This window comes from Rhodopirellula sp. P2 (genome assembly GCF_028768465.1).
Lineage (GTDB): Bacteria > Planctomycetota > Planctomycetia > Pirellulales > Pirellulaceae > Rhodopirellula.
The window spans coordinates 6,159,313-6,183,858 of sequence record NZ_CP118225.1 but is presented as its reverse complement, the minus strand read 5'-3'; the positions used below and the strand labels follow the sequence as shown (position 1 = coordinate 6,183,858).

The following is a 24,546-nucleotide window of genomic DNA, read 5'->3' as shown; positions in this document are numbered from 1 at the left end:
TTTCACGCGAGCGTAGGACCAGGATTGGCCTGCGCGGCCGAAAATTGCCGTTTCAAGGAGGAAACGATGTCCGGAGAATCATTTCGATTCGTTCATGCCAGCGACTTTCACCTGGAAACCCCGCTGGGTGACCTTGACCATCTGCCGCCCCAATTGCGGGCCGCGATGGCGACTGCTCCTCGAGACGCCGCGGCGGCGGTCTTCGAAGCCGCATTGGCCGAAAACATTGACTTTTTAGTCCTTTCCGGCGACTTGCTGCATCCTGTCGCGGCTGGTCCGCACGGCATGTCGTTGTTGCTGGACGGATTTGAGAAGCTGCATGCCGCCAACACAGCGGTCTACTGGGCCGCCGGAATCGCGGACGATCCCAAACAGTGGCCTGAAGCGGTTCCGTTGCCTCCCAACGTGACCCTGTTCCCACGCGACCGCGCCGTTGCGATCCCGCATCAACGTGCCGGACGAACGGTTTGTTCGATCATCGGACGCAGCAGCGAAGGCCGGTCCACCTTGCATGTCGCGGGATTCCAAACCGAAACCACCGACGAATTCACCGTCGGAATCGGGCATGGGATCGCCGACGCCAGTGCCCTGTCAGGGGCTCGCATGGATTACTGGGCTCTCGGCGGACCGCACAACCACACCGAAATCGAAGGCGGTGCTCCCGCCGGCGCCGTGGCCCCTGGATCACCCCAAGGTCGCAACAGCGATGAATCCGGACCTCACGGTTACGTCGTCGTTGATGTCGACGCCGAACACACCGCTCGCATCCGCCGTGTCGAAACGGATCGGTTCCGCTACTTGAACGTCGCGATTGATTCGGACGAAATTCGCTCCGCCGGCAGCCTTCGCAATCTGCTGGGACAAAAGATCGGCACACTGACCAACGAACACGGTGGACGTCACCTGCTGATCTCCTGGGACGTGACGCTGGACAACGCGGAAGTGTTGCCCTCCGTCGGCGACCCCACCGAATTGCTTCGTCATCTGCGCCGCGACCATGGCACCACCAACCCGGCGGCCTGGACCACTCGTTTGACCGTGCGTCCGCCGCACAACTACCCCAAGTCTTGGCAAGACGAAGACACCATCCTCGGTGACTTCTTGCGAGCCAGTAAGAAATTTGCCGGTGCTCGCGTTCGCAGCACCACCGCGTCCACCGATGACTCCGCCGGCCCCTCTTCATCCGGCGACCGGTTGGATTTGATGCCCTTCACGGAAGAACACTCGGACCTGTCCAGCACCGCCTCGTCCTTGTTAGGGGACGTGCCCGCCGACCAACGCGAATCGATTCTTGCGGACGCCACCTTGATGGGCGTCGAATTGCTTCGCGGTGGCAAACCCTCTTGGGGACGGAAATCATGAAGATCAAAGACATCCAAATCGACGGTTTTGGCGTCTGGACCGGTTTGTCGGTCGACTCCTTGCCCGAAGGCATGACGCTGTTCTACGGCCCGAACGAAGCCGGCAAGACAACGCTCATGCAGTTTCTGCGAGCGATGCTGTATGGCTTCACCGAAGAACGCCGGCAGAAATACTTGCCACCCATTCACGGTGGGACTCCCGGCGGTGCGATTCGAGTCACTGGCCCCGGTGGCGGCTACGAAGTCCGCCGGCACAGCCAGTTGACGGACTCCGATGTGACCGGCCGATTGACCGTCATGGGCTCGGACGGGTTGGCCCAAGGCCAACACCGCCTGGGCATGTTGTTGGGACAAATCGACGAACCCATCTTCACCAATGTGTTCGCAATTGGCATTCGCGAATTGCAGGAATTGTCGACGCTGGATGACACCTCCGCGGCCGACGAACTCTACAAGCTCAGCAGCGGGTTGGACCGAGTCTCGCTGGTCGATGTGCTGCGCAGTCTTCGCGCCGGACGCAGCGAAGCGGTCGGCAAACGCGAATCGGAATCCGACGACAACGAAGCCGCGATCGGCAAACTCGCATCGATGATGTCTCGCCGTGAAAAGTTGCGTGACGAGATTCAGCGTTTGAGCGGCAGCACCCGTCGATGGAGTGAACTGGCGACTCAACGCCGCACTCAAAGCCAAGAGATCGAAACGCTCCGCGGCCGCATGATCGCCTGGGAACGCGAAGCCCGTTGCGTCGAAATCGCGACCAGCGTCTACGAGAAATGGCAAGAACGCGATCAAATTCGCGGTGAAATCGAGGCCATCGAAGGCGAAGCCGCCTTGCCCGATGAAGCCCCGGGGCAGCTCGTTCAAATCGAAGCGATGCTCGAGGAGCGTCGCACCAAACTGGAAGAGATCAAAAACAAACGCCGCGGATTGCGAGACAAATCCGAGCAGCTTCCGATCAACAAGCGATTGTTCGACTTGCAAGGTCGGATCGAAGCCGCCTCGCAACAGGCCACCTGGATCGAAGCCCTCGAAGAACAGATCGATCGGCTGGACAGCCAAATCGAAAAGGCTCGCAACCAAGTCGACGCCGATGCGGATCGTTTGGGCATCGAAGAAGACGAGCGTCTGCGACTGGGGGAAGGCGACGACGGCGACCTGCCTGACTTGTCGCGTTCCACTCTGTCTGCGTTGTCAGCGCCAGCCAAGCACGTCAAAGAGCAATTGTTCTTGCTCAAACAAGCTCGCGCCGAAGGCAAAACACACAAGGTTCGCAAGGAAAAACTGCACGACCAACTGCAGGAAGTCTTGCAACGAGCCCACGCGACGGATTTGCAACAAGCCATCCGCCGCGAAAACGACAACATCGCAACGCTGCGTCAGCGAATTCAACTTGGCCAGCACCTGGAAAAGCTGAAGCGACACCACAAAGATCTCGAACGCGAATCGGTGGAACTGACCACCGACGAAGCCGTGCCGATCGATCGGCTGTGGTTGCTCTCGTTGCCATTCATCGCCGGTGGCATGTTGCTGCTGTACGGCATGTTCAACGTGTTTCAAATCACAACGTTTGTCGCCGAGCCCAATCCGACTCAGGGCATGCTGTGCATCATGTTTGGTGCGATGGCCTTGTTGGTTTACTACCTTTCTCGCGAGAAGGGCCAACGCAATACCGCTCGCGACTTGGACGACTGCGAACGCCAAATCGATTCCGTCAAACGCCAACTTCGGGAAATCGAAACGGAACGCGAAGACCTGGATTCATCGCTGTCAGTCAGCAATGAGTCGCTGGAAGCTCGCTTGCGAGAATCCGAAGTCTTGCTTGGGGAACTCGACGAATCGATGCCGCTCTACCACGCTCACGAAGCGGCTCACCAGTCCTACCAAGCCGCTTACAAGCGGGCTCAGAAGGCGGCCGAAGGCCTCAAAACCGCTCGCCGCGAATGGACGGCGACTCTGGATCGATTGGGATTGTCAACGACGTTGTCTCCCAAAAGTGTTCGTGTTCTGGGGGATGGCTACGAAGCCTTGCAGACCAGCATGCGTCGCTTGATCGAGCTGAAAGAGGAACACAATCAACGTCAACGCGAACGGCAGTCGCTCGCGAAGCGAATTGAAACGCTTTATCTCGAAGCAATCGATGCCACCCAGGACGCGTTGACCGCAATCACGGACGGCGAATCCAAATCGGCTGAGCGGTCCCACGAATACGATCCCGACTCCACGGACAACTACGAATCCAACGAGTACGAAGACGTCGATGAAGACGACTACAGCGAATCCTACGCTCGTGCCCAACGAAAGAATCCCAAGAAGAGTCGCAATGAAAAACGCAATCGCAATCGTGATCGCAGTGATGACAACCGGTCCAGCGAGATCGAGTCAAATCGCAACAAACGTCCGGTGACGATGCGATCCAATCCCTTGGATCAACTCAATCACTTGCACGAAGAAGTCGCTCGCCAGCAACACTGGGTCAAACAGCGTCGCCAACTCAAGGAGCACGACCTGCAGCTGAAGAAGCAACAGCTCAGCCATTCGCGAGCCATCGAACGGGCCGAACAACAACGTCGCGCCCTGTGGGCCAAGTGCGGTGTAGCAACCCCCGAGCAGTTCTATGAGATCGTCGACCGGAAATCGTTGCTGGTCGAATACAACTCGCAGTTCAAATCGATTGACCAACAGGTCCGCTCGATGGTTGGCAACAGCGTCGAATACGACGACGTCGCTCGTGAAATTGAGGGTGCCAAGTCAACCGATTTGGAACGACGTTGGGATTCCTTGACCGCTCGGATGACCGAAACGGAAGCCCGTATTGCGACCCTGCAAACCGCCCAGGGCGAATTGGCCCAGTCGATGAAACAACTCGGCGACGATGATCGGTTGATGACCGCACGCTTGGAGTTGGGTTGCATCGAACGCCAGCTCGACCAACTCGCACGTCGTTGGCAAACACTGTCGATGGCCAGTTGCCTGCTGGAGGATGTCTGCGGCACGGTCGAAAATGAACGCCAACCGGAAACCCTTCGCGAAGCGTCGTCGTTCCTGAACCAATTGACCGACGGCAAGTACGTCCGCATCTGGACGCCATTGGGGTCCAATCAACTGAAGATTGATGATGCCGAAGGCAACTCATTGCCGTTGGAAGTCCTCAGTCGTGGAACCGGGGAAGCGGTCTTCATCGCCCTGCGATTGTCGCTTGCGGCTGCCTACGCTCGCCGCGGTGTGATGTTGCCATTGGTGCTCGATGATGTGCTCGTCAACTTTGATGGGGCCCGCGCCGAACACGCCGCCCGCACGCTGAAGACGTTCGCAGAACTGGGACATCAAGTCCTGATGTTCACCTGCCATGATCACATCGTTGAGATCTTCCACCAAATCGGAGTGGAAGTGCGGCAGATGCCCGCCCAAGGAACTCCCGGCCGAGCTCAGATCTTGCCACCGCCGGTGGAAGAGGCTTACGAAGAAGAATACGAGTACGAAGAAGAGTACGTCGAAGAAGAACCAGAAATGGAAGTCGAAGAAGCGGCTCCGGAACCGGAACCAATTCCCGAGCCACTTCCGGTCGTCGTTGAGGCCCCCAAACCGGAGCCCGTCGTCGTCGTCTCGCCCCCAATTGTCAAGCCTGCTCCCAAGCCGATTGAATTGGTGGTGGAAGACCGGCGTCCAGTCAAACCCAAGTCCAAGTTCCACTACAAGTTCCAAGATGTGGCACGCCAGAATCGACGCGTCCGTCGTCCTGAGCTGATCATCCAGCGTCCCGAGCGGCGGCCAGAACCCGAACCCGAGCGTGAAGTCGAAGTGGTCGAGGACGTCAGCTCACCGGATGCAATTGGCTGGGCGTGGTTCCAACGCGAACCCGCCGACGGTCACATCGATGCGGAAGAAGCTGCTGCGGAAGCCGCTCGGAATCAGTGGCTGGACGCAGAGGACCGCGAAATGCAAGCGGTTGTCAGCGAAGCGGAAGCCATCGGCAGTTTGGTCCACGACGAAGCGACCCGATCGAACTCGGACGGGTCATCGGACAGTTCGTCCTCCTGGTGGACCGGCGAACGCACCAAGTCCTAAGCAGCGGTCGAAAAATCTGTCTCAGGCATCTTCGCCCGAGACGGCCCTTGGTTGCTGAGCAAACAATGTGACAAAACTGATTTTCCGATCATTGTGACGCACGGCGGTGGTGGAATCGGGCAACCGAGGTGCGGGCATTTCCGAATCAGGCTGGACGGGCTTCTGTGAATCGCCCACCAACCACGAAGGCTTCTCGTGAGGGGCTGTTGCGGTGCAACAGTCTCATTCCGATTTCATAGCATTTGGATTGATGCCGACGCGCTCGAACCACGCGCAGTTGCAGCCAAAACGTGGGCAAGATCAAACGCACTTCTTCCTGTGGAAACAACTCGAAAGGCGTGACAATTCCGCACGCGTTTTTGGAGAAGTCTCGTGTGAAGACCCCGACGGGATGAAACGCGCGAGGCAAACTCGGCAGGGCTTTTTCGAAGTACATCACCCCGCACGTTCGCACGATGCGGCGCTGAGCTTGTCTTTGATCGCAGTAGTTCACCGCAGCCACGCCGGACTCGTGAAAGAAGTCTGACCAAGCCTCCGGCAGATCGATTTCCCAATCGGTCGCCCGGACTACTTCGGCGTAGTGCTTTGGATAATTGAAATCCAACATTCCACCATCTCCGGGTCAAGGGCCTTGCCGCTTTCGCGACGAATCAGGTTACACGCGTCTTCGCGTGGCATCGGTGTTCGATAGGGACGCTGACTGGTCACCGCTTCGTAGATATCGACGACCGCACACAAACGTCCCCAAGGATGAATGTCGTCGCCGGCGCTGCCGACGGGGTAGCCACCGCCATCGAGTCGTTCGTGGTGTTGATACACCATCATCAGTTGGCCAAAGGTCAAGTCATCGCGAAGAGCCAGTTGCCGGAATCCTTCCCCGGGGTGCTTCTTGATGATCGCAAACTCGTCTTCGTCCAAGCGTCCTGGTTTTGTCAGGATCTGATCGGGGATCTCGAGCTTTCCAAGATCATGCAACAACCCGCCCGCGACTACCAATTCAACCTCTCGTTGGTTCATCCCCAGTTCATCGGCCAGCATTCCGGCGTACAGCGCGACGTTGGCACTGTGTGTGAAGGTGGCGTAGTCGTGATTCAAGACGCGAAATAAGTCGCTCGCGGCAAAGTCATCGCGTGAGACCAATTTGGCTGCCAATCCGCCTAGCTCGCTGGCGGCACTGACCGTGTTGTCTTCGTTGTCACCGGCAAAACTGCACTTCAGCACATCCAGCACGACTTCGTTGAGAGCCGCGGAACGCTGTGAATTGGTGGCGGATTCATCACCACCACCGGCCGCTAAGTCCCGTAGGTATTCCTGGTAGCTGGAGCGTCCCTCTCGTTCGATGAACAGCTTGGTCACACCTCGTGACTTCAATCTGTTCAAGTCCTGAGACTTCATCGGGTAGTTCGCACCTCGATAGAGCTTCGCTTCCTCGGTGGATCCGACACGGCAATACAGATCCGCACCAATCACCGAAGCCGGTGACAGCGTGGAGACACTGATTGCGATAAGATCCGAGACGAGCATTGGGTTGCTGCGTTGTCCGTACATTTGGGGGGCTTTGCTCTGGTACGAACCAGAACCATTCAAACGTACAGTGAGGATCGAGGCGAGCTGCCGATCTGAACGGATTCTTTCCCCTTTCACCGATCCGAAAAGGGAACATCCCGCACAATTGGAACGAGCGTCCCGGCCCCCGCGAAAAATTTGCACTCGTTGCCGATCGGATGACATTCGTTCAGACTGGTGATCTGGCGGCATTGGTGCCGAAAACACACGATTCTCGATGACAGAAAAGGTTGGCATGCCAGACTTTTATCAACACGACATGATCACGACGATCCACGATCTTCGGTCGGCCAAGTTGGACCACCTGGAATCGATGCTTCGCGAATCGACTGAAAATCATGCGATCGGCCTCGTGTTGCCCGTCACAGCATCCGATATGCGAGCGGAACCGTTTGATGTGATCGTTCGGGAACTGGCCCAAGCGGATTACATCGCCTCGATCGTCGTCAGTCTGGGTGTCGCTCCCAATCAAAGTGACTACGACGAAACCTGTGCCAAAATTGCGCCCTTGGGTGATCGTGCCAAGGTCCTTTGGACGGACGGCCCCGACGTTCAAGGACTCTACAACGAGCTGATTGACTCCGGCATTGATGTCTCCGTTCCTGGCAAAGGCCGCAGCGTCTGGACCGCGTTTGGGTTCCTGTTGGATGACCCAGACATCGAAACGTTTGTGCTACACGACTGCGACATCGTCGATTACGACCGTCAACTGCTCTCGCGACTTTGCCTGCCGATGGTTCACCCAGGGCTCGATTTTGAGTTCTGCAAAGCCTACTACGCGCGGGTCACGGATCGAATGCACGGCCGCGTGGTGCGGTTGTTGGTTGCTCCCCTGTTGCGAGCGTTGATGCAGTGTTTTCCCGAGAATCAATTTGTGCGGTTCTTGGGGAACTTCCGCTACCCGCTCTCGGGTGAGTTTTCCCTGACACGAAACTTGGCCCGTACCAACCGAGTCGCCAGCGACTGGGGATTGGAAGTCGGCACTCTGGCGGACGTCTACCGCAACACTTCTCACAAACGTGTTTGCCAAGTCGACTTGGCTCGCCTCTACGAACACAAGCACCAAACGCTCGCGGTCGATCAACCCACCAGCGGTTTGATCAAAATGGCGCTCGACATTCTGACGACGATCTACCGCACCTTGGCCAGCCAAGGCATCGTGTTTGGGGAGTCAACGTTTGTGACCCTGCGAGCCTCTTTCTTGCGGATCGCTCAGGACTGCATTCGCCAGTACGCTGCTGACGCGCGAGTCAACTCGCTGGCCTACGATCGCCACTCCGAAGAAATGGCCATCGAAGCGTTCGCCCAATGTGTCACGCAAGCCGGTGAAATCTTCGCAGAGGATCCAAGTGGCAACCCATCGATCCCCAACTGGACTCGCGTCCGGGCGGCGTTCCCTGACTTCACCTCGCGCCTACGCGAAACCGTGAAGTGAAACGCTGTGATGGGCCCGAACGGTGAAGTGCCAGTCCCGTAGAATGCCAGCCCAGTTGAGTGCCGGCCCCGTGAAGGGGGAAGCGCAGCACCGTGGCGTGACATGAGTTCACGGGTGCCGAATCGGCCTCGTGACCCTCACTCTTCAGTGAGCAGCGCGATCGCGTCCAGAGCCAGCAGGCGATACCGCACTCGATCGCTTGGCGAAAGCGTTGGCAGGTGAGCACGCCGGCGGCTGTCCAACAGGATCTCGTACAATCCTGCGGCGGACCGTGGCCGTGGCATGGAACGAATCAGCCCCGCCCGCAGCGATTCATCCGCCCAGCGGGTTTGGCCAATCAGCTGCAGATCCAAACCTCGCCGTGTCGTCCAGTCACGATGCACCGTCCCATGGATGAGGCTGGCTTCGATCGCAATGTCGAGTGAATCAATCCCACCGCGAACGCCGAATTGGTCCGGCAAATTGCCGTCAAACGCTTTCTGAGATTCGGTGCGTTGATCGATTTCTTCTTCGATCGTCTCGGGAGTCGCGATGGACGGTGCGGGGGAATAAATCAGCAACGGAACATCACGGCCCACTCGCATTCGTCGAACCACATCGATCATCTCAATCGCTGATGCGTCTCGCGGTTGTGCTTTCGAAACGACCAGCCGGACGTCGTCGCCAAGCGACAACATTCGCTCCAGCGAAGCGACCGACGAAACGAGTTTCGGTTGGAATCCCGCCCCCGCCATGATTCGTTGCCAGGAGGAAATGATCTCGGGGCGATTTTCCAAAATGATCGCGACGCCTCGCTCGCCCAGCGTTGCCATCTGCTGCCAACGATCTTCAACGCGTGACATCCCAGCGAATGTCAGTTGAGGGTCAGCCGCCAGCAACCGAGCGATCGTGGCGGCGGCTTCATAGCGGACCGTGGCACTGGGGTGATCCACGGTTTCGACCAACACACTGGCGTCGGCACCTCGCCGCAGCAAGCTCGCTGCCAAGCCACGGCTGAGTTCGCCGTCAATCAACCGCAACACACCAACCGCTGCCGGATCGTTGTCGGTCTCAACGCTGTTCTCCAGCACTGGCAACGCCCACGCGGCCAGCACCTCTTCAGCGGCTGCCGTTCCGAAGAAGCTCTGGAGGAATTCATCGCGATTCTTGGCGTCTCCCCAATCAGGGTCGTTTGCGACACGGTATGCCAACTGGGCGGTCAGTTGTTGGACCACGCTGCTGGGATCATCGTCACCGACTCGGCTCAATCGCGCTGCCGCATCGGCTGCATTTCGAAATGCCACCACCCATGTCGCCGCTTGTGTCGGAACCACACCGTCGCGTTTGGCATTGATTGCCCAAACCGAGACATCACCAAAATCGTGTTGGCTGGCAACGGCTTCGTTCATCGCGTCGTGCAGCGCCAACCGCATGACTTGCAACGCAGGCTCTCGCGTCTTGGGATCCGCCTTCGAGGCCGCTTCCAGGCGTCGCGCCAACAAGTCGACTTGGACTTCTTGCAAACGTAACATCGCCAGTGCATCGAACGCCTTCGAACGAGCCGAATCGGTTCCGTACAATGCGACGCGGCGAAGACCAGCGATGCCGGCGTCACGATCAATCTTCAACAAAACTCGCAAGTCTTCCCGACGCTGATCCAGATCGCTGGTTCGGAGAATGTCGTCAATCAATGCTGCAGAAGCGTACTCGCCAGCTCGGAACAACGTGCGATAGGCCGAGAGCTTTTCGTCGTCACTGGTTGAGGTCAGCTTCTTGATCGCCGCCTGCAAACCGCTGGGGTCGCGAAGCGTTTTCGCGCGAGCTTCAAAGATCCCGTCGAGAGCCGTCTTGGCTTCGTCGGAAACCTCCGTCGCGGACGAAATACGAAGACGTTGGTCTGAACCAATTTGGGCTGCGATTCGTGCGGCACGGTCTGCCGCCGGGGCGTTGCTGGCGAGCGGCTTCAACAATTCATCGACTGCGGACCATGCCCGAATGCGAGCCAGCGCGTCCAGGCTGAGACCGAGTGCTTCCGGGCCGCCGGTGGCTTTCAGCTTCAAATGCTCCACCGTCGGATCCGGTGGCAATCGAACGGATTCGCTTTCCTCCGAGGTCACTTGAGCAACAACGCTGAGCGATCCCAAGCTGACAAAAATCCAGCCAGCGGCAAAAATGGCGACGAGAAAGCGAGCGAAAAAGCGGTCAGCCATTCGGGAAATCCGAGGGTTGGCGAAGATGACGAATGAGGAGCGTCCCCATTCTAATCCGTCCCACCGCGGATTCACCTTTCTTCAGACCAGCTTTCTGCACGATCAGAAACACTTCCGGGGCCGGGATTCAGCGTCCAATCAGAAGTCCGGTTGTTCCGATTGACGCAGTTCTTCCAACCGGGCATGGGCCTCGTCCGCCCAGGGGCTGCCCGGCGAAAGTTGCAGGAATCGCCGCCAATGATGCTCCGCCTCCACGCTGCGGTGCAGGTCTTCGAGGATCCGGGCCAGGTTGTAGTGCACGTCTGGGTAGTCATCGTGCAGCGCCAACGCACCTCGATAAGCCGCGACGGCCAATTCGGGCTGGCCGGTTTCTGCCAAAACCCCCGCCAGACTCGAGCGGGCTTCGACAAAATCGGGGTCGACCTCGAGCGCCGCGTAGTAGCGTTCGCGCGCAGCGATGGTTTCCCCGATTCGGTACAGCAGCTCGCCAATCTGAAAATGGATGTCCGACCGAGCTCCATCGCGTGCCAACACGGCGTGATAACAATCGATCGCGGTCTCCAACTCTCCGGAATCTTCCGCTTGATACGCTGACAGCAACAAGTCATCCTCTTCGTCCACCAGATCTTCGGCGGGCGGGAACTGCATCGAATTGTGTTCGGATTCGATTGCGTTGGTGCTCAGCCCGGCGGCAGGAGACGACGTTCGAGCCGACATTGGATCCGATGATGCGCTGCCGAATTCAGCGGCGATCGATTGACCCGGGCGCGAAAACGGCAGGATGGAAGTGTCCATGGGGACTTCCGTTGCCGACTCATCCGAATCCTCCAACGCATCGAAATCGAATCGCAGTTGACCTCCCGGTTCGATCAATCCTTCGCCCTGGCGAAGCAAGACGTGTTTGCCTTCGACCAGGATGGACAACTGATCCAAAGGCCGTCGCAGGTTGGGGACGACTTCCACCCACTGCATGATTCGCCGTTCGATGGCCTCGGGACTGGCCCCCGACGCAACCCAGGCCGCCAACCGTCGAGCCGTGGCGACTTCTTGGAAATCAAAGTACGGCAGTTTGTGCAGCGTCCGCACCGGACGAATCAATCCGCGGCGATGCCAGCGGCGAATGACTCGCACGGAAACGCCCAGCAAATGAGCCAGCATGGCCGGCGTGTGAAGTTGGCGGATGGATTGCTCCGCATCAACCAATCCGAGTTGTTGCCACAAATCGGTCTCGTGCAGAATCTCGACATCTGCATCGTCACCTCGCCGCTCCGTCGCTCGTTCGATCAGCTCCGCTTCGGCCAGGGGGGATTCTTCGGCGCCGATCACGATGCAGTCCACCGCCGAAGCTTCGCTTTCAACCACCACCGCGCCATACGAGCGCAGCAAGTTCGTGGCTTCGCGGCGGTTCATTCCTCCCAATCGCCCGACGATCACCATTCGCCGACCGGACAACGCATCGCTGGGCAACGGTTCGGGATCGAAGCCTTCGGTGTCATCCTCTTCGGCGTCGTCATCATCTCGATCAATTTCATCCCCGCTATCGCTGCCGAAAGGGATAGCTTCCATTTCGAAGTGGGCATCCTCCAACTCGCCATCCAGCGTGTTGGCCAGGTCGTCGTTCTGCGATTCGATGTCGTCGTTGGAATGCATGATGCCGACAAGATATCCGATCAGCATCCGCCGACCACTCCGGATCCCGGTCGCCGGCAAGATTGTCGCCCGACCGTTCAGCGAAAGTGTCTGCCAGCTGGATTCCCCGCGATGGTGGGGCAGGATCGCTCGTTCGTGGCTTAACGAATGCACCGGTTGCCTCGTTCTTTCCGGTTCTGCGAGGGGATTGAAAACAGGGCGACTTTGCTGGCCAGGGAACCGATACGGACGAAGGGTGTTCTTTTCACGACACGCAATCTCCTCCCAACTCCTTCGCAGGTTCTTTCGTCATGCTTGTCACTCGCTTGGGCAAAATCACGGTGCTCGCCGTCGCCGCGGGAGGCCCCTACGTCGCTTCGGAAACCGATTGGGGACGCAGTGCTGCGGGGTCCGTCACCAATGTCTTTCGTGGGGAGGGGATCTCTGCCGCGGGTTGGGGATCTGGCGAAGCACCGATTGGCGGCGTCACCAACTCGCCCGATTCGGACCGCTACCCGGTTCACTCGCACCACCAAGTCGAAACGCTTCGTGGGGTCTCGTCCCAGCGTTATCGTTACGAACCCGAAATCGCCAAGAAGCTCGGCGCGATGCCCACCACAGACGAAACACCGTCGCTGGCCGGGAACAATGTCGCTGACTTGCGAGAGGTTTTGCGTTTCGACTTGACCACCCAAGCGGTCCTGAATCGGTTTTCCCGAGTTTCGACCGTGCTGGCGGATCTGCAACTCGAGGGACTGCGAGTGCCGATCGTCACCGGCACCCAAGCCACCGATTTGGCGGGCACGCTGACCTACTACTTTGATCGTTCCGGTTCGGTCCAACGCATTTCGTTGCATGGCTTCACCGGAGACCCATCGCGGTTGGTGACGACCATCCAGTCGCACTATGGACTCGCCCGGGAACCCGCCCTGGAAGCCGGTGTGTTCACCAAGCGTTGGAACGGTGCCCCGGTTCACTTCCTGCGTCTGACTCACGCCCCGGTGGTCTTCAGCGACGCTGTGCACCAAAAGTACACGGTGTTCTTGGAACTGAATCAACCCAACCTGGCTTATGGCATCAGCGACGAAGCCAAACGCATCGTGGTCACCGACCAGTGGACGGGGCGTTGGTAACAGCGCGGTCACCCGTCAGCGTCTGCAGCCCCGCGTCCATGTCGATGCGGGGCCAATAACCGAGCCGCTCTTTCGCGGCGGTGATGTCAAACGAATGATCTTTCGCGAGCTGCGAAGCGACAAAGCGAGTCATCGGCGGTTCGCTGGTTCGTCCCGTCAATCGGTACACCGTTTCCAACACCGCACCGATTCGGTACGCGGCCGCGAAGGAGATTGACTTGGTCGGCGGCGCAACGCCGTGAACCCGGCACAATTTCGCGATCCAGTCCCAGCAATTGACGGGCTCGTCCTGCGTGACAAAGTAGGCTCGCCCAGCCGCCTCTTCAGGCCGCTCTTGCAACGCCTCGATCGCATCCAGGTGAGCGGCGGCGGCGTTGATCACGTGAACCGTGTCGATCACGTTGCTGCCATCGCCAATGATTCGCAACCGTCCGCTGCGAGCCCGCTGCAAAACGCGAGGGATCAAGTGCGGGTCGTCGGGCCCCCAAATCAAATGCGGACGCAGCGCAACCGTTCGCAGTCCGCCCCGCTGATCCGCGGCTAAGATTTCACGTTCGGCAATCGACTTGGTGTGCGGGTAGTGGCACATCCAGGACTTCGGATACGGTTCCGATTCATCCACGTCACGCTGATCGTTGCCGTCAAACGTGACGCTGGGGCTGCTGGTGTAGATCAGCTGCGAAACACGAGCTGCTTGGCAGGCTCGCAACACATTTCGTGACGCCACCACGTTGTTGTCAAAGTAGTGCTGCCAGGTTCCCCAGACCCCCGCGACGGCGGCGGTGTGAATCACCACATCGGCGTCGGCGATCACCCGCTCCAGGTAACCGTTGTCCAGTAAATCGCCGCGGTGATGCGTCATCCCCGCGCGAACCAAACCAGGGGGTTCGCGGCGCGACAGCCCGACAACTTCCCAGTCACGCTGCAACAACTGGCGAACAATTTCCCCACCCAGAAATCCACTGCAGCCAGTGACGATCACCCGCATCAGGCCGGCTCCAACGCAGGCGATGAATCGGAGGCTGAGTCGTCGTCGGATTGCGGCGTGTTCTCATCCTGCGTGCCAGCTGCACTTGGATCAACCGCCGGATCCTGGCTGGCCGGGAATTTGCTGAACACGCGGATCAAGATCACCACCGCGATTGCCAGCAATGCCGACCCGAACACAAACGGAGCTCCAGGGAACTCAAACGGTGCGCTCTCCGATGTGAAGTAACCCAGCAAACCGCTGGTGAACAACAACGGTGCCGGGATGTTGGTCAAACTGATCAGGGACGTCAGTGCGCCTTGCACCTTGCCTTGTTCTTCCGGGTTGACTCGACCGGCCACCAAACTTTGAATCGCGGGTCCCGCCAACCCTGCCAAGGAACCAAACACGACGATGCAAGGGATCATCCATCCCTGCGACGCCAGCCCGTATCCTAAAAATGCCAGGCACGAAACGCAGGTTCCCATCACCGCCGTCCGCCGTTCCCCCAAGCGTTTGATCATGGGGCGAACCAGGCCGCCTTGGACAATCGCGGCCATCAAACCGACCAACGCCAATGTCAAACCGTTGGTGACCTCGTTCCAGCCAAATCGATATCCCATCGACAGCACCCAAACGTTTTCCAGCCCACGTTGAGCCAACGAGGAAAACATGAATGCGATGGCCAGCCCGGCGATCATCGGGTAATTCCGAAGTCGCGAAACAGTTCCCAGTGGGTTCATTGCAGCGAGTGAAATCGAACCTCGTTTTTCAGGTGGCAACGACTCGGGCAAGACGAAGTACCCGTACAACCAATTGACCAACGACAATCCCGCCGCCACGAAGAACGGCAATCGAATGTGCACGCCGCCCAGCACGCCACCCAGCGCCGGCCCGATGATGAATCCCAGCCCAAACATCATGCCGACCAGGCCAAAGTTGCGAGCCCGGGTTTCTTGTGTTGAAACATCCGCGATGTAAGCATTTGCGGTGGAGAAGCTCGCTCCCATCACTCCGGCGACGATTCGTCCGACGAACAACCATCCCACCGAAGGTGCCAACCCCGTCACGATGAAGTCGACGCCAAGTCCAAACAGAGACGCCAAAATCACCGGGCGTCGTCCGAATCGATCGGAAAGAGCGCCCAGCACAGGCGCAAAAAAGAATTGCATCAAAGAATACGTCGCGCCAATCACGCCGACGTAAAAACTAGCGCGTGACGTGTCGCCGCCCACAAACTCTTTGATCAATTCGGGCAACACCGGAATGATGATTCCGATTGCCAAGATGTCGATCAACAGCGTCAACAGGATGAATGCCATCGCCGCCGGACGTCGCTGGTGCGGAGGCGTGATCAAGGCATTCTGGGGGGCAAGAGTGAGGCGGGGAAATCGGAGAAGTGGCCCACACCTTACGATCCACTCCGCTCGGCGTCGAGATGGGCGATCTGGCCTGTTCCGACACTCCCCCAGGCCGGTCCAACGCTCAAAAGCAAGCCGCCCGGCAGACTCAAAAAGCCCGTCATTCCGATCCCTCGGCAAGCCGCGCCCGGCTTTCGACGGGCCAACCGGCGGTTTAAACTGGTCGGTTGGTCCATCGTTGGCGTGTTCAAGACACGCCCAACACAAGAGCTTCTCAGTGATGATCTGTACTCATCGCACTTCTTGTGTTGCCAAACGGATTTTGCTCCTTCTAAGGTTCTCTCGGATGCCCCAAGGCTTCTACACCCAGTGCGTCGTTGTTTTGCTGCGCGAACGCGTGTCGATGCGTAAAATTGCTGCCGCAATCGATGAATACGAACCGTCGGATCCCCTGCCCGCCACGGCGGACTGGGCGATCGCGGGACCTTCATTGATCATGGACATGGACGAAGAAACGCCCGGTCACCTGGCGATCGACCTCGTCGACCAACCATGGCCGGACGACATGCAAATTGACGATCCCGATTCTCACGTTCGCCAAGCCTGGTCCAACGGTTCATTTGGCCCCAATACCTTCCCGGGGGCTCTGCAACGTGCTCTCGAACAATTGTGGGTCTGGGACGAAGGCAAAGAAGAGGTCCCCCAGCACACTGCGTTCTTGCGAATCCGCAGCAGTTACATCCTGAAAACCGACGAAGACGACGCGCCGCTGACGCCCGAAGCGTACGAGCCGTTTGATGAGCTGGCGCTGATCACCGAAGTCGCTGCGGCACTGACCGAACTGCCTCAGGCCATCGCCTACTTCAACCCAGCCGGCGAAACGATCCGTAACCTGGAAGGGATGAACCAGGTCATCCAGGAATCCGAGGACAACGACTTCCCGCCTTTGGATCTGTGGGCCAACGTCCGGCTGTACAGCCTCGACGATGGATTCGCGGCCATGGACACCGTTGGCAACAACCAACTGGATCTTCCGGACATCGAAGCTTTGTTCCTCGCCGAAGCCTACGACTTCAACGACATCGATGAACTGCTTCGTCTGATCACCTGTCACCAGATCGAAAGTGAAGAACCGTTCGAAGACGGCGACACCGTCCAAGGCCCCAATGGAGTCACCTGGGTGATGCACCAGCACCCGGACAGCATTTCCGATCCGCCGCGATCGGTGCTGCGATTCCTTCCGCAAGACGGCCACGAATTGCCAGCGCAGTATCAACCTGCCGCGGAATGATCTCCCTGACGGTCGGCCGTCCGGTGGCGGCCGACCAAATCAGACCGCATCAACCGCTCGTGCACTCGTCCACGAAGCGGTCGCAACTTATCACTCGCCAATGCAGTACAAGTACTCTTGGCGTTGGCCGCCTTCTTGCTTGCCCACTCGCAAGTAAATTCGTCCGCCGCTGATTGTCGGGGTGGCCATCACGGAATCTCCGAGTTGATTTTCACCGATCGACTCGAAGGATTCACTGTCCGCTCGGAAGATGTAGCACGTGCCTTCTTCGTTGACGGCGTAGATCCGATCGTTGACCAACACGGGCGATGATGTGAAGTCACCCCCCAAACGTGACTTCCATTTTGTCTCGCCCGTTTCGCAATCGACGCACATGGCAACCCCGGCGTCCAGCGTCATGAACAGACACCCGTCTTTGTGCAGCATCGACGGCACATACACCCGCGTGCCAACTTCCCACACCACTTCCCCCGATCCATCCGCTGCCACCGCAGAGATGTGGTTGTCGGGGTAGCCGCCCGATGTGAAAACGTGCTTGCCATCGGTCACGGTGGTCGTCACACACTCGGTGGTCGCCCCAGCCATTTCCCAGTTCGTTTTTCCGGTCATGGGATCCAAACTGGTGACCAAATCGCATCCTGTCAAAACCAACTGATCCTTGCCAGCAACGGACAGCACGACGGGAGACGAATAATTGGGCTTCTGCGGGCGTTGATGTCGCCAAGCAACCTCCCCGGTGGCCCGATTCATCGCCACGACCTGTCCGCCCGCTTTGTTGTCCGCCGACGCGATCACGAGGTTTTCGTAGATTGTCGGTGACGAGCCGTAGCCCTGGTGGATCTGATACGGACAAAGCTTTTGCTGCCACAGCAACTCGCCGTCCAAACTCACCGCAGACGTGTAGACCGCCTTGTTCGAATAGAAATTGACAAACACCCGCTCACCATCCGTCGCGGGTGTGCAGGATGCCCAAGAAGCTTTCGTGTTCGGTTCGCGTTTGTCGACGGTATCAAACGCACCTTGGTGAACCACCGCTTCCCATACCATCTCTCCTGAATCGCGATTCAAACACACCAGCAGCTGCGATTGCCGAGCCTTGTCAGCCACCTGCAAATACACGCGGTCACCCAACAAGATCGGTGAACCATGCCCACGATCGGGAAGCGGAGCCTTCCAGACGATGTTCAGCGTTCCATCGTCAGAATCTCGCCACTGAGTCGGAGGATCTTGATCGCCGACGGCGTGTCCCTGGCGACCTGCCCCACGCCACCATGGCCAATCGGTTTCTGAAAAGTTTGGTGTCTCCGCCCAAGTGAAATCACATGTCATCAGGAAGCAGGCGATACCCGCCAAAAGCATCTTTTTCATTCCATCACCATTTCGTTTCACTGTGTTGACAACCATCGCGAACTCACCAGCCTGATTCGCAAGCGAGTGGATCCAAGCGATCCTCTGCTGGCGCAGCGAGCCAGTATATCAACCCACCACTTTGCCCGGGGCAACGCAGTGCTCAGCGAAAAGACGATCGGAATGAATCGACGGAGCGTCCAGCGAGGTCGCTTCTTCATCGTTATCGATGGGGTCGAAATGCTCACTGTCAAAACACAACGTGTGGTCCACCCTCCGGCTCCGGGGCGAGCCCTAGATCCAAGATCGCCCGAATTGACCCCCGTCCCTTTTTCGTCCGTGGTTCAACCAGGCCCGGAGGGTCGGCAGAACCATTGCCGGGGGCGTCAGGCCCCGGATCGCTGAGGATCAAAAAAGGGGACGGATCAAAAAAGGGGACGGGGGTAGTTTAACCAAAGCACTGCACCGGAGAGCCGTGGTAGCGGTCTTGCCACCGGGTCGTCGGATGCTGCCCGTCACCATCGTTCGGTTCAACCAGGCCCGGAGGGTCGGCAGATCCATTGCCGGGGTCGTCAGGCCCCGGATCGCTGGGCCGCGTTCTCATGACAGACGTTGCTTCAGGGCCGTTGTTCGTACTTGCGGTACAACTGCTTGTGCTTGTTGCCCAAGTCAACTTGGCGACCTTGCACATAAGCATCCACCACTCGTGTCCCCGATTCGAAGACATCTCCATCGGCAATGATCAGCGTCGCATGATGCTTCGTCGCCAAAGTCCCGACCAAATCGGCAACGCCAAGGATCTCGGCGGGAGACTGCGTGATCGCTCGAACGGCTTCTTCACGCGGCAAGCCATGCGCGACCGCCACACCGGCTTGGTACGCCAGGTTACGAAGATTCGATGCGCCGCCTGGATAACCAGCCCCTTCGCCGGCAATCGCGAATCGCACGCCGGATTCACGCAACTGTGCCGGCAAGGAATACAGTGCACCGACCGGGTCCGAACGCCGACGCGGCAATCGATAGGTGGCAATCAGAATCACCGGGATATCATGAGCCGCCAAACGATCGACGCAGTGCATCGCATCGGCACCGCCACACAGCACCATCGGAATCCGCCGCGAGGTGAAGAACGAAATCGCGGATTCGATCGCGCCCAAGCGATCTGCTTGAACGAACACGGGACGCTCACCACGAATCACCGGAAGCAAGCTTTCCAGACGCAAATCGGTGGGACCGCTGTCGTCCGCCTCGATCGATTCACCATACCGCCGGGCTCGCTCGAACAAATCATCCAGTTCCTGAATCTGTTCGTCGTATCGTTTGGCCTTCTCCTTGGAATCACCACCGCGAGGCACCACGGATTCCCAGTTCACAGCCAAACCAGCTGGGCCTTTGACCAACATGTCTTGGTACGACCAACCATCCAGCTGCATCACGCCGGATTGTCCTTGCAACAAACGGCCACCAGGAACGACGTGTGCCAACATCACGCCGCCCGATCTCGCCACCGGAATCAATTCGCTGTCCGGGTTGAATGCGACCCAGGAGCGAACGTTCGGATTCAGTTCGCCGCGTTCGACATTGTCGACCGTGACATCCACCGCCGTGATTTCTCGCAAGCCGATGTCGGTGTACGAGTCGATCAAACCTGGGTACACGTGTTTGCCCTTTCCATCGATCACGCGAGCCGAATCCGGTAACCGGACTGAATCCCCGACCTCGCTGATCATTCCGTTCTCAAACAGAAGCGAGCCATTGGAAACGATCGTGCCGTTGCCCAAGTGCAGCGTGGTGTTGCGAATCACGATGGGTTGGCTCTGAGGAGAACCAGGAACGATATCGTGCGCCCTGACGTTGGCTTGCCAGCCACTCAGACTGCCCATCACCGCGAATGCGGAGACAAGCAACGTCGACAACGACCGGTTGTTCAGACGAACCTTTTTCATGCAGTAGCTCATTGGACTTCCTCCGATCGTTGTGACTTCGCAGCTTGCTGGGCGTTTTGTTGAACACTTTGTTGAGCACCGCGAGAATTGCAGTACTCGTCGTAACGTAGCCAACGGTCCTCCTCTTCCAGTTCCATCGTTTGATGGTCTGCCGATGCTTTCTCGTCGTCGTCCTCGGTCGGTTCGTCCGAATCGGACTTGGGTTTGCCATCGAGCAATTCTTGGATCAATTCGTTCCGCCAAGCCTCGTCGCGAGCACGTAGCTTCGCCTCGTCCTCCAGTCGGAACATCGGACGACCGTCGATCCAGGTTTGTTCGCAACGTGAGGTGGTCGACATCGGAGGACCACTCCAAACGACCAAGTCCGCGTCCTTGCCGACTTCGATCGATCCCACGCGGTCCTCGATCCGAAGTTGCTTGGCTGGATTCAGCGTGACGAATTTCAATGCTTCTGTCGGTGGCACGCCGCCGTACTTGATCGCCTTGCCAGCCTCGGTGTTGAGGTGCCGTCCCATTTCAGCATCGTCACTGTTGTAAGAAACCACGATGCCTTTGTTGTGCATCAAAACACCGTTGTAAGGAATCGCATCGTAGACCTCGAACTTGTAGGCCCACCAATCCGCGAAGGAGGACGCCATTGCACCGTGCTCCACCATCCGGTCAGCCACTTTGTAGCCTTCCAAGATGTGCTGCAACGATCCGATCCGAATGCCGAATTCATCCAGCACATCCAGCGTCGCCATGATCTCGTCCTGGCGATAACTGTGACAGTGAATCCAACGTTTGCCGTCCTGAATCTCCACCAGCGTCTGAAGTTGCAAATCGACTCGTGGCGGCAGCGTGTCACGCTGCCCTGAACTCCAGCGACGATGTGCGGCTGCATACTCGCGGGCCGCCAAGAATTGATCGCGAAGCAATTGCTCGACTCCCATTCGTGTGTTGGGATATCGTGACGTGTTTCGCTTGACGTTTTCGCCGAGAGCGAACTTGATTCCCAGCGGAGCGTCCTGGAACCGGAAGTCGTCCATCGAATCTCCCCAACGGAACTTCACGACTTGGTTCTGCCCTCCGATCGGATTCGCGGAGCCATGCAAGATATTCGCGGTCGTCACCCCACCGGCGAGTTGCCGATAGATCGTGATGTCGGTGTGGTCGATGAAGTCACCGACTCGAACTTCAGATGTGACGACTTGTCCAGATTCGTTGATGCCTCCGTCGGTTGCCGCGTGCGAGTGACAATCGATCAACCCCGGAGTGATGTGTTTGCCCGCTGCATCGATGATGGTGCAATCCTCACCAACCGGCACGGCGATGTGTTCGTCGACAGCGACGATCCGGCCGTCTTCGACCAAGATATCCATCGGTGTCTCTGGCACTCGGAGGTCGTCGCGATCTTCACACGTCCAAACCAGAGCCCCTTGGAACAAAACTCGTGTCACTGGAGCGACTGGTTCGCGTCGTCCGTAAACACCGAGGGGGCGAACAAGTTGAAGTTCGTCAACAACAGGCTCTTCCGCATCGGATGCGTCGAATCCCTGCTCGGGTTCCGACGATGCCAACTCACCTTCGGCAGGCTTCTCGGCATCAGCGTCCTTTGAATCTTCGACTTGGTCGCCTTCATCGTCCTTGTCATCAGACGTCTCTTCATCCGCTGGTTCTTCTTTGGGTGTCTCGTCCGTTTCAGGTTCCACCCAACTGGTCTCAAAGCGTCGTGCTGGCTTCCCGATTGGATAGAACTCGATTGACAAGGGTTCCGATTCGGAGACCTCCTCCAATGCTTTGGCGGCTGAGCGAATCACCACTCGGTGCGTGCCTGCGGGCAATCCAAGGGCCTGACACAACGCGTCTTCCGGATGATCGCAAGTGATCTGGGCAGCGAACTGATCCAATCGCTGCACGATCTTCTTGAGCTTTTGCTTGCTGGTCTGTTCCTTGGGTTCCTCCTTTTGCTTCTCGTCTGAGTCTTGCTCTTCCAGTTCAGCTTCGTCCGAGAGATCCGAATCGCCATCAGCGTCCGACTCTTCGTCGTCCGCTTTGTCGCTCGCTTGTTCACCACCAACCGATTCTTCGTTCGTCTCTTCGGTAGGTGTGGTGCCGATCAATTCCGCCGACAAACGGCCGTCTTTTTGTTCGATCGAGAGCTCGACTTGCGTCGCCGAATCTGCCGGCATTCGAAGCTTCCACGTTCCGACCAACGACGCAACTTTGGTTTCGGGTTCCTCGTTGACGACAAACTCTTGGCCGTCGACCAGCACCTTCCAAACTTTGGTGTCTTTCTCGAACAGATCCCCGCTCGCGACAATCAGATTCGCGGACATCCCAGCGGCGATCCGGCCATGCGATCGCTCCAATCCCAGCAATCCTGCGGGCGTGGTTGTGAGCGCGGCAATCGCGTCGCGGCGTGACAACCCTCGCTTCACCGCGGTCCGCAAACGAGCCAGAAACTTGCCCGGGTCTTCCAAGCGGTCTGTGGTCAAACAAATCGTCGCGCCTTGGCGAATCATTTCGGCTGGGTTGGTAGGTGCAAACTTCCAGTCCATCAGGTTGACCAGGTCCACTTCACGAGCGGACTCGGGCGTCGCCACATCGGGAGCCTCGGGGAAATCCAGCGGCAACAGCAGCACGCGATCCAGAGCCGCGATCGCTTCTGCCTCGCGGTATTCGCGGCCCGATCCGCGGACGATGGATCGCAGCGCAAACTCGTTCGCGATTTTCTGAGCTCGCAGCGCCATCCGTTCGTTTGGGCAATCGAACACGAACGTCGATCCAACCAAAGCCTGATGCAATGTTTGCAAGGTTTCACTGTGATCCGGTTGCGGCAGCGAAGGATTCGCGTCATGGGCCGCCGACGCATCGCGGTACCACTGCGCGTCGTACAGCGACTGGCGAAGCAGTGCCACCGCGCCCATCGGTGAGTTGGGATAGCGTTCACCCGAATCATTTCCGCGCGGCACGGACAGCGCCGCCGTCATCCATTTCAAATCCGCAATGCGTTGCGGTCCTGCGTGGGCGTTGTCGGCATCGTCTTTGGATTCATTCAGTGACCACACCGAAGGCTGCCCGCCAATGATGCGTCCTTTCGGTGCCAGCACCGTCGTCGTGAATCCTTGGCTGCGAAGCTTGCCAGCATCTGGAACGCTCGATAAATCGCGAACCTCGCGATTGGCCACGATATTTGCATTCCAATAGTCATCGCCCGAGGTCAATGAGTCACTGGGAACCTCTTGCCAAGCGTTGATCCATCCGGCGTAAATGGTCTTGCCCGAGCAATCCACCACGCGACACCCAGGTGGCGGTTCAATCGAATCACTCACCGCAACAATGCGACCCGCGCGAATCAGTACATCGCCCGTGGACGGATTTTCATCGGCGTCCTTGGCTGAATCCTCCGACCCCAGGTCTTTCAAGTAGTGATCGGGGTTGGCCACCAGCGTTGCTCCGGTCAGCAACACGTCGGTGGGAGAATGGGTGCGAAGCCCTACGACGGGGGCGACTCCACGAAGGTCTTGGCCGTGAGCAACGACGGCGAGACACGCCACCGAAATGGTCAGCATCAGCCGACCCAAACAATTGGTAGATCTCAATGAACTCACTCGATTGAGGTTTGCGGACAACGATCGCCAGGCACATGCAATCCGTCTGCACCGAGCGCGAAAGGTCCGCCAGAAACGCAACGGTCGAGAACAGATTGGGCCGTCGCAGGATAATCGCTCCTGGGCTTCAACGCGAACCGCTCACTCCGAGGACGCTTGAGCCCTCCGCAGAGCCTTGGTGAGCAACCGATCGAAGGTTGAAGCAAACGCCTTTTTGTCCTTGGGGCCATAGGGAGCGCTGCCGCCGGTTTCGACGCCCGCACCGCGAAGATCATCCATGAAATTCCGCATCGAAAGGCGACTGGTGATGGTCGCGGGAGAATACTCTTCGCCGCGTGGATCGATCACGAACAAACCCTTTTCCACCAGCATTCCCGCCAATGGCAAATCCGCCGTGACAGCCAAATCCCCCTTCTCGCCGTGGTTGACGATGTACCGATCCGCTTGATCGGCTCCCTCGCGGACCACCACGGACCGAACGGTCGTCGCGTTGGCGGGCACTCCAACAGGTGCATTCGCGACCAAAATCGTTACCACATCCAAACGTTTTGCGGCACGGAACACAACGTCTTTCACGTCTCGCGGTGCGGCATCCGCATCGATCCAAATTTTCACTTCATCAGGTTCCGGTGTGGATGTCTGTTCCGTTGTGCTGGATTCACC

At 58.3% G+C, this 24,546-nt stretch carries 15 protein-coding genes; 5 read left to right on the top strand and 10 right to left on the bottom strand.

Going from position 1 to position 24,546, the window contains the following annotated elements:
* Positions 1-24: 24 nt before the first annotated feature.
* Positions 25-1,362 carry a metallophosphoesterase family protein gene (locus tag PSR62_RS21765; protein ID WP_338020103.1) on the top strand — a complete coding sequence of 446 codons (1,338 nt, stop codon included), beginning with the start codon at positions 25-27 and terminating at the stop codon, positions 1,360-1,362.
* Positions 1,359-5,426, top strand: coding sequence for an ATP-binding protein (locus tag PSR62_RS21760; RefSeq protein WP_274405077.1), 4,068 nt, complete (start codon positions 1,359-1,361; stop codon positions 5,424-5,426). The genes PSR62_RS21765 and PSR62_RS21760 overlap by 4 nt, the downstream gene beginning before the upstream one ends.
* Positions 5,427-5,571: 145 nt before the next feature.
* Here PSR62_RS21760 and PSR62_RS21755 read toward each other — a convergent pair whose 3' ends face one another.
* Positions 5,572-6,033: a PilZ domain-containing protein gene (locus PSR62_RS21755; protein ID WP_274405076.1), complete on the bottom strand. Its 462-nt coding sequence runs from the start codon at positions 6,031-6,033 to the stop codon at positions 5,572-5,574.
* Entirely contained in the window at positions 5,994-6,950 is a 957-nt protein-coding gene (locus tag PSR62_RS21750; protein ID WP_274408276.1) for an HD-GYP domain-containing protein, read from the bottom strand. Before PSR62_RS21750 ends, PSR62_RS21755 begins: the two co-directional genes overlap by 40 nt.
* 277 nt (positions 6,951-7,227) lie before the next feature.
* Between PSR62_RS21750 and PSR62_RS21745 the strand changes: the two genes are divergently transcribed.
* The gene (locus tag PSR62_RS21745; RefSeq protein WP_338020242.1) at positions 7,228-8,427 is read left to right on the top strand and encodes a glycosyl transferase; all 1,200 of its coding nucleotides are present in this window, start codon (positions 7,228-7,230) and stop codon (positions 8,425-8,427) included.
* A gap of 137 nt (positions 8,428-8,564) precedes the next feature.
* Here the strand turns inward: PSR62_RS21745 and PSR62_RS21740 are convergent, their stop codons facing one another.
* Both PSR62_RS21740 and PSR62_RS21735 read right to left on the bottom strand, forming a co-directional pair.
* Positions 8,565-10,616: a hypothetical protein gene (locus tag PSR62_RS21740; RefSeq protein ID WP_274405074.1), complete on the bottom strand. Its 2,052-nt coding sequence runs from the start codon at positions 10,614-10,616 to the stop codon at positions 8,565-8,567.
* Positions 10,617-10,754: 138 nt separating this feature from the next.
* Positions 10,755-12,293 carry a MerR family transcriptional regulator gene (locus PSR62_RS21735; RefSeq protein ID WP_274408275.1) on the bottom strand — a complete coding sequence of 513 codons (1,539 nt, stop codon included), beginning with the start codon at positions 12,291-12,293 and terminating at the stop codon, positions 10,755-10,757.
* 263 nt (positions 12,294-12,556) lie between these two features.
* On the opposite strand from PSR62_RS21735, the gene PSR62_RS21730 reads away from it, so the two are divergent.
* Positions 12,557-13,378: a DUF6690 family protein gene (locus PSR62_RS21730; protein ID WP_274405073.1), complete on the top strand. Its 822-nt coding sequence runs from the start codon at positions 12,557-12,559 to the stop codon at positions 13,376-13,378.
* On the opposite strand, the gene PSR62_RS21725 is transcribed toward PSR62_RS21730, so the two are convergent.
* A complete protein-coding gene (locus tag PSR62_RS21725; RefSeq protein ID WP_274405072.1) occupies positions 13,350-14,366 on the bottom strand; it encodes an NAD-dependent epimerase/dehydratase family protein in 1,017 nt (338 codons plus the stop codon). The two genes, PSR62_RS21730 and PSR62_RS21725, sit on opposite strands and share 29 nt — an antisense overlap.
* Positions 14,366-15,703: a TCR/Tet family MFS transporter gene (locus PSR62_RS21720; RefSeq protein WP_274405071.1), complete on the bottom strand. Its 1,338-nt coding sequence runs from the start codon at positions 15,701-15,703 to the stop codon at positions 14,366-14,368. The genes PSR62_RS21725 and PSR62_RS21720 overlap by 1 nt, the downstream gene beginning before the upstream one ends.
* A gap of 406 nt (positions 15,704-16,109) precedes the next feature.
* Here PSR62_RS21720 and PSR62_RS21715 point away from each other — a divergent pair, with 406 nt between their 5' ends.
* Positions 16,110-16,997, top strand: coding sequence for a DUF4261 domain-containing protein (locus tag PSR62_RS21715; protein WP_274405070.1), 888 nt, complete (start codon positions 16,110-16,112; stop codon positions 16,995-16,997).
* Between the two features lie 90 nt (positions 16,998-17,087).
* Here the strand turns inward: PSR62_RS21715 and PSR62_RS21710 are convergent, their stop codons facing one another.
* The 4 genes from PSR62_RS21710 to PSR62_RS21695 form a co-directional block, all read right to left on the bottom strand.
* Positions 17,088-18,386, bottom strand: coding sequence for an outer membrane protein assembly factor BamB family protein (locus PSR62_RS21710; RefSeq protein ID WP_443217456.1), 1,299 nt, complete (start codon positions 18,384-18,386; stop codon positions 17,088-17,090).
* A 575-nt stretch (positions 18,387-18,961) separates the two neighbouring features.
* Entirely contained in the window at positions 18,962-20,290 is a 1,329-nt protein-coding gene (locus tag PSR62_RS21705; RefSeq protein WP_274405068.1) for an amidohydrolase, read from the bottom strand.
* Between the two features lie 8 nt (positions 20,291-20,298).
* On the bottom strand, positions 20,299-23,844 hold the full coding sequence (locus tag PSR62_RS21700; protein ID WP_274405067.1) for an amidohydrolase family protein: 3,546 nt from the start codon (positions 23,842-23,844) through the stop codon (positions 20,299-20,301).
* Positions 23,845-24,024: 180 nt separating this feature from the next.
* Entirely contained in the window at positions 24,025-24,498 is a 474-nt protein-coding gene (locus tag PSR62_RS21695) for a YaiI/YqxD family protein (RefSeq protein ID WP_274405066.1), read from the bottom strand.
* Positions 24,499-24,546 lie beyond the last annotated feature (48 nt).

What these genes read in the sequence shown, in the direction of transcription:
- PSR62_RS21760 (WP_274405077.1), top strand. Translation starts at nt 1,359, where the DNA reads ATGAAGATCAAAGACATCCAAATCGACGGTTTTGGCGTCTGGACCGGT.
- PSR62_RS21755 (WP_274405076.1), bottom strand. Translation starts at nt 6,033, where the DNA reads ATGTTGGATTTCAATTATCCAAAGCACTACGCCGAAGTAGTCCGGGCG.
- PSR62_RS21750 (WP_274408276.1), bottom strand. Translation starts at nt 6,950, where the DNA reads ATGCTCGTCTCGGATCTTATCGCAATCAGTGTCTCCACGCTGTCACCG.
- PSR62_RS21745 (WP_338020242.1), top strand. Translation starts at nt 7,228, where the DNA reads ATGCCAGACTTTTATCAACACGACATGATCACGACGATCCACGATCTT.
- PSR62_RS21740 (WP_274405074.1), bottom strand. Translation starts at nt 10,616, where the DNA reads ATGGCTGACCGCTTTTTCGCTCGCTTTCTCGTCGCCATTTTTGCCGCT.
- PSR62_RS21735 (WP_274408275.1), bottom strand. Translation starts at nt 12,293, where the DNA reads ATGCTGATCGGATATCTTGTCGGCATCATGCATTCCAACGACGACATC.
- PSR62_RS21730 (WP_274405073.1), top strand. Translation starts at nt 12,557, where the DNA reads ATGCTTGTCACTCGCTTGGGCAAAATCACGGTGCTCGCCGTCGCCGCG.
- PSR62_RS21725 (WP_274405072.1), bottom strand. Translation starts at nt 14,366, where the DNA reads ATGCGGGTGATCGTCACTGGCTGCAGTGGATTTCTGGGTGGGGAAATT.
- PSR62_RS21715 (WP_274405070.1), top strand. Translation starts at nt 16,110, where the DNA reads ATGCGTAAAATTGCTGCCGCAATCGATGAATACGAACCGTCGGATCCC.
- PSR62_RS21705 (WP_274405068.1), bottom strand. Translation starts at nt 20,290, where the DNA reads ATGAAAAAGGTTCGTCTGAACAACCGGTCGTTGTCGACGTTGCTTGTC.
- PSR62_RS21700 (WP_274405067.1), bottom strand. Translation starts at nt 23,844, where the DNA reads ATGCTGACCATTTCGGTGGCGTGTCTCGCCGTCGTTGCTCACGGCCAA.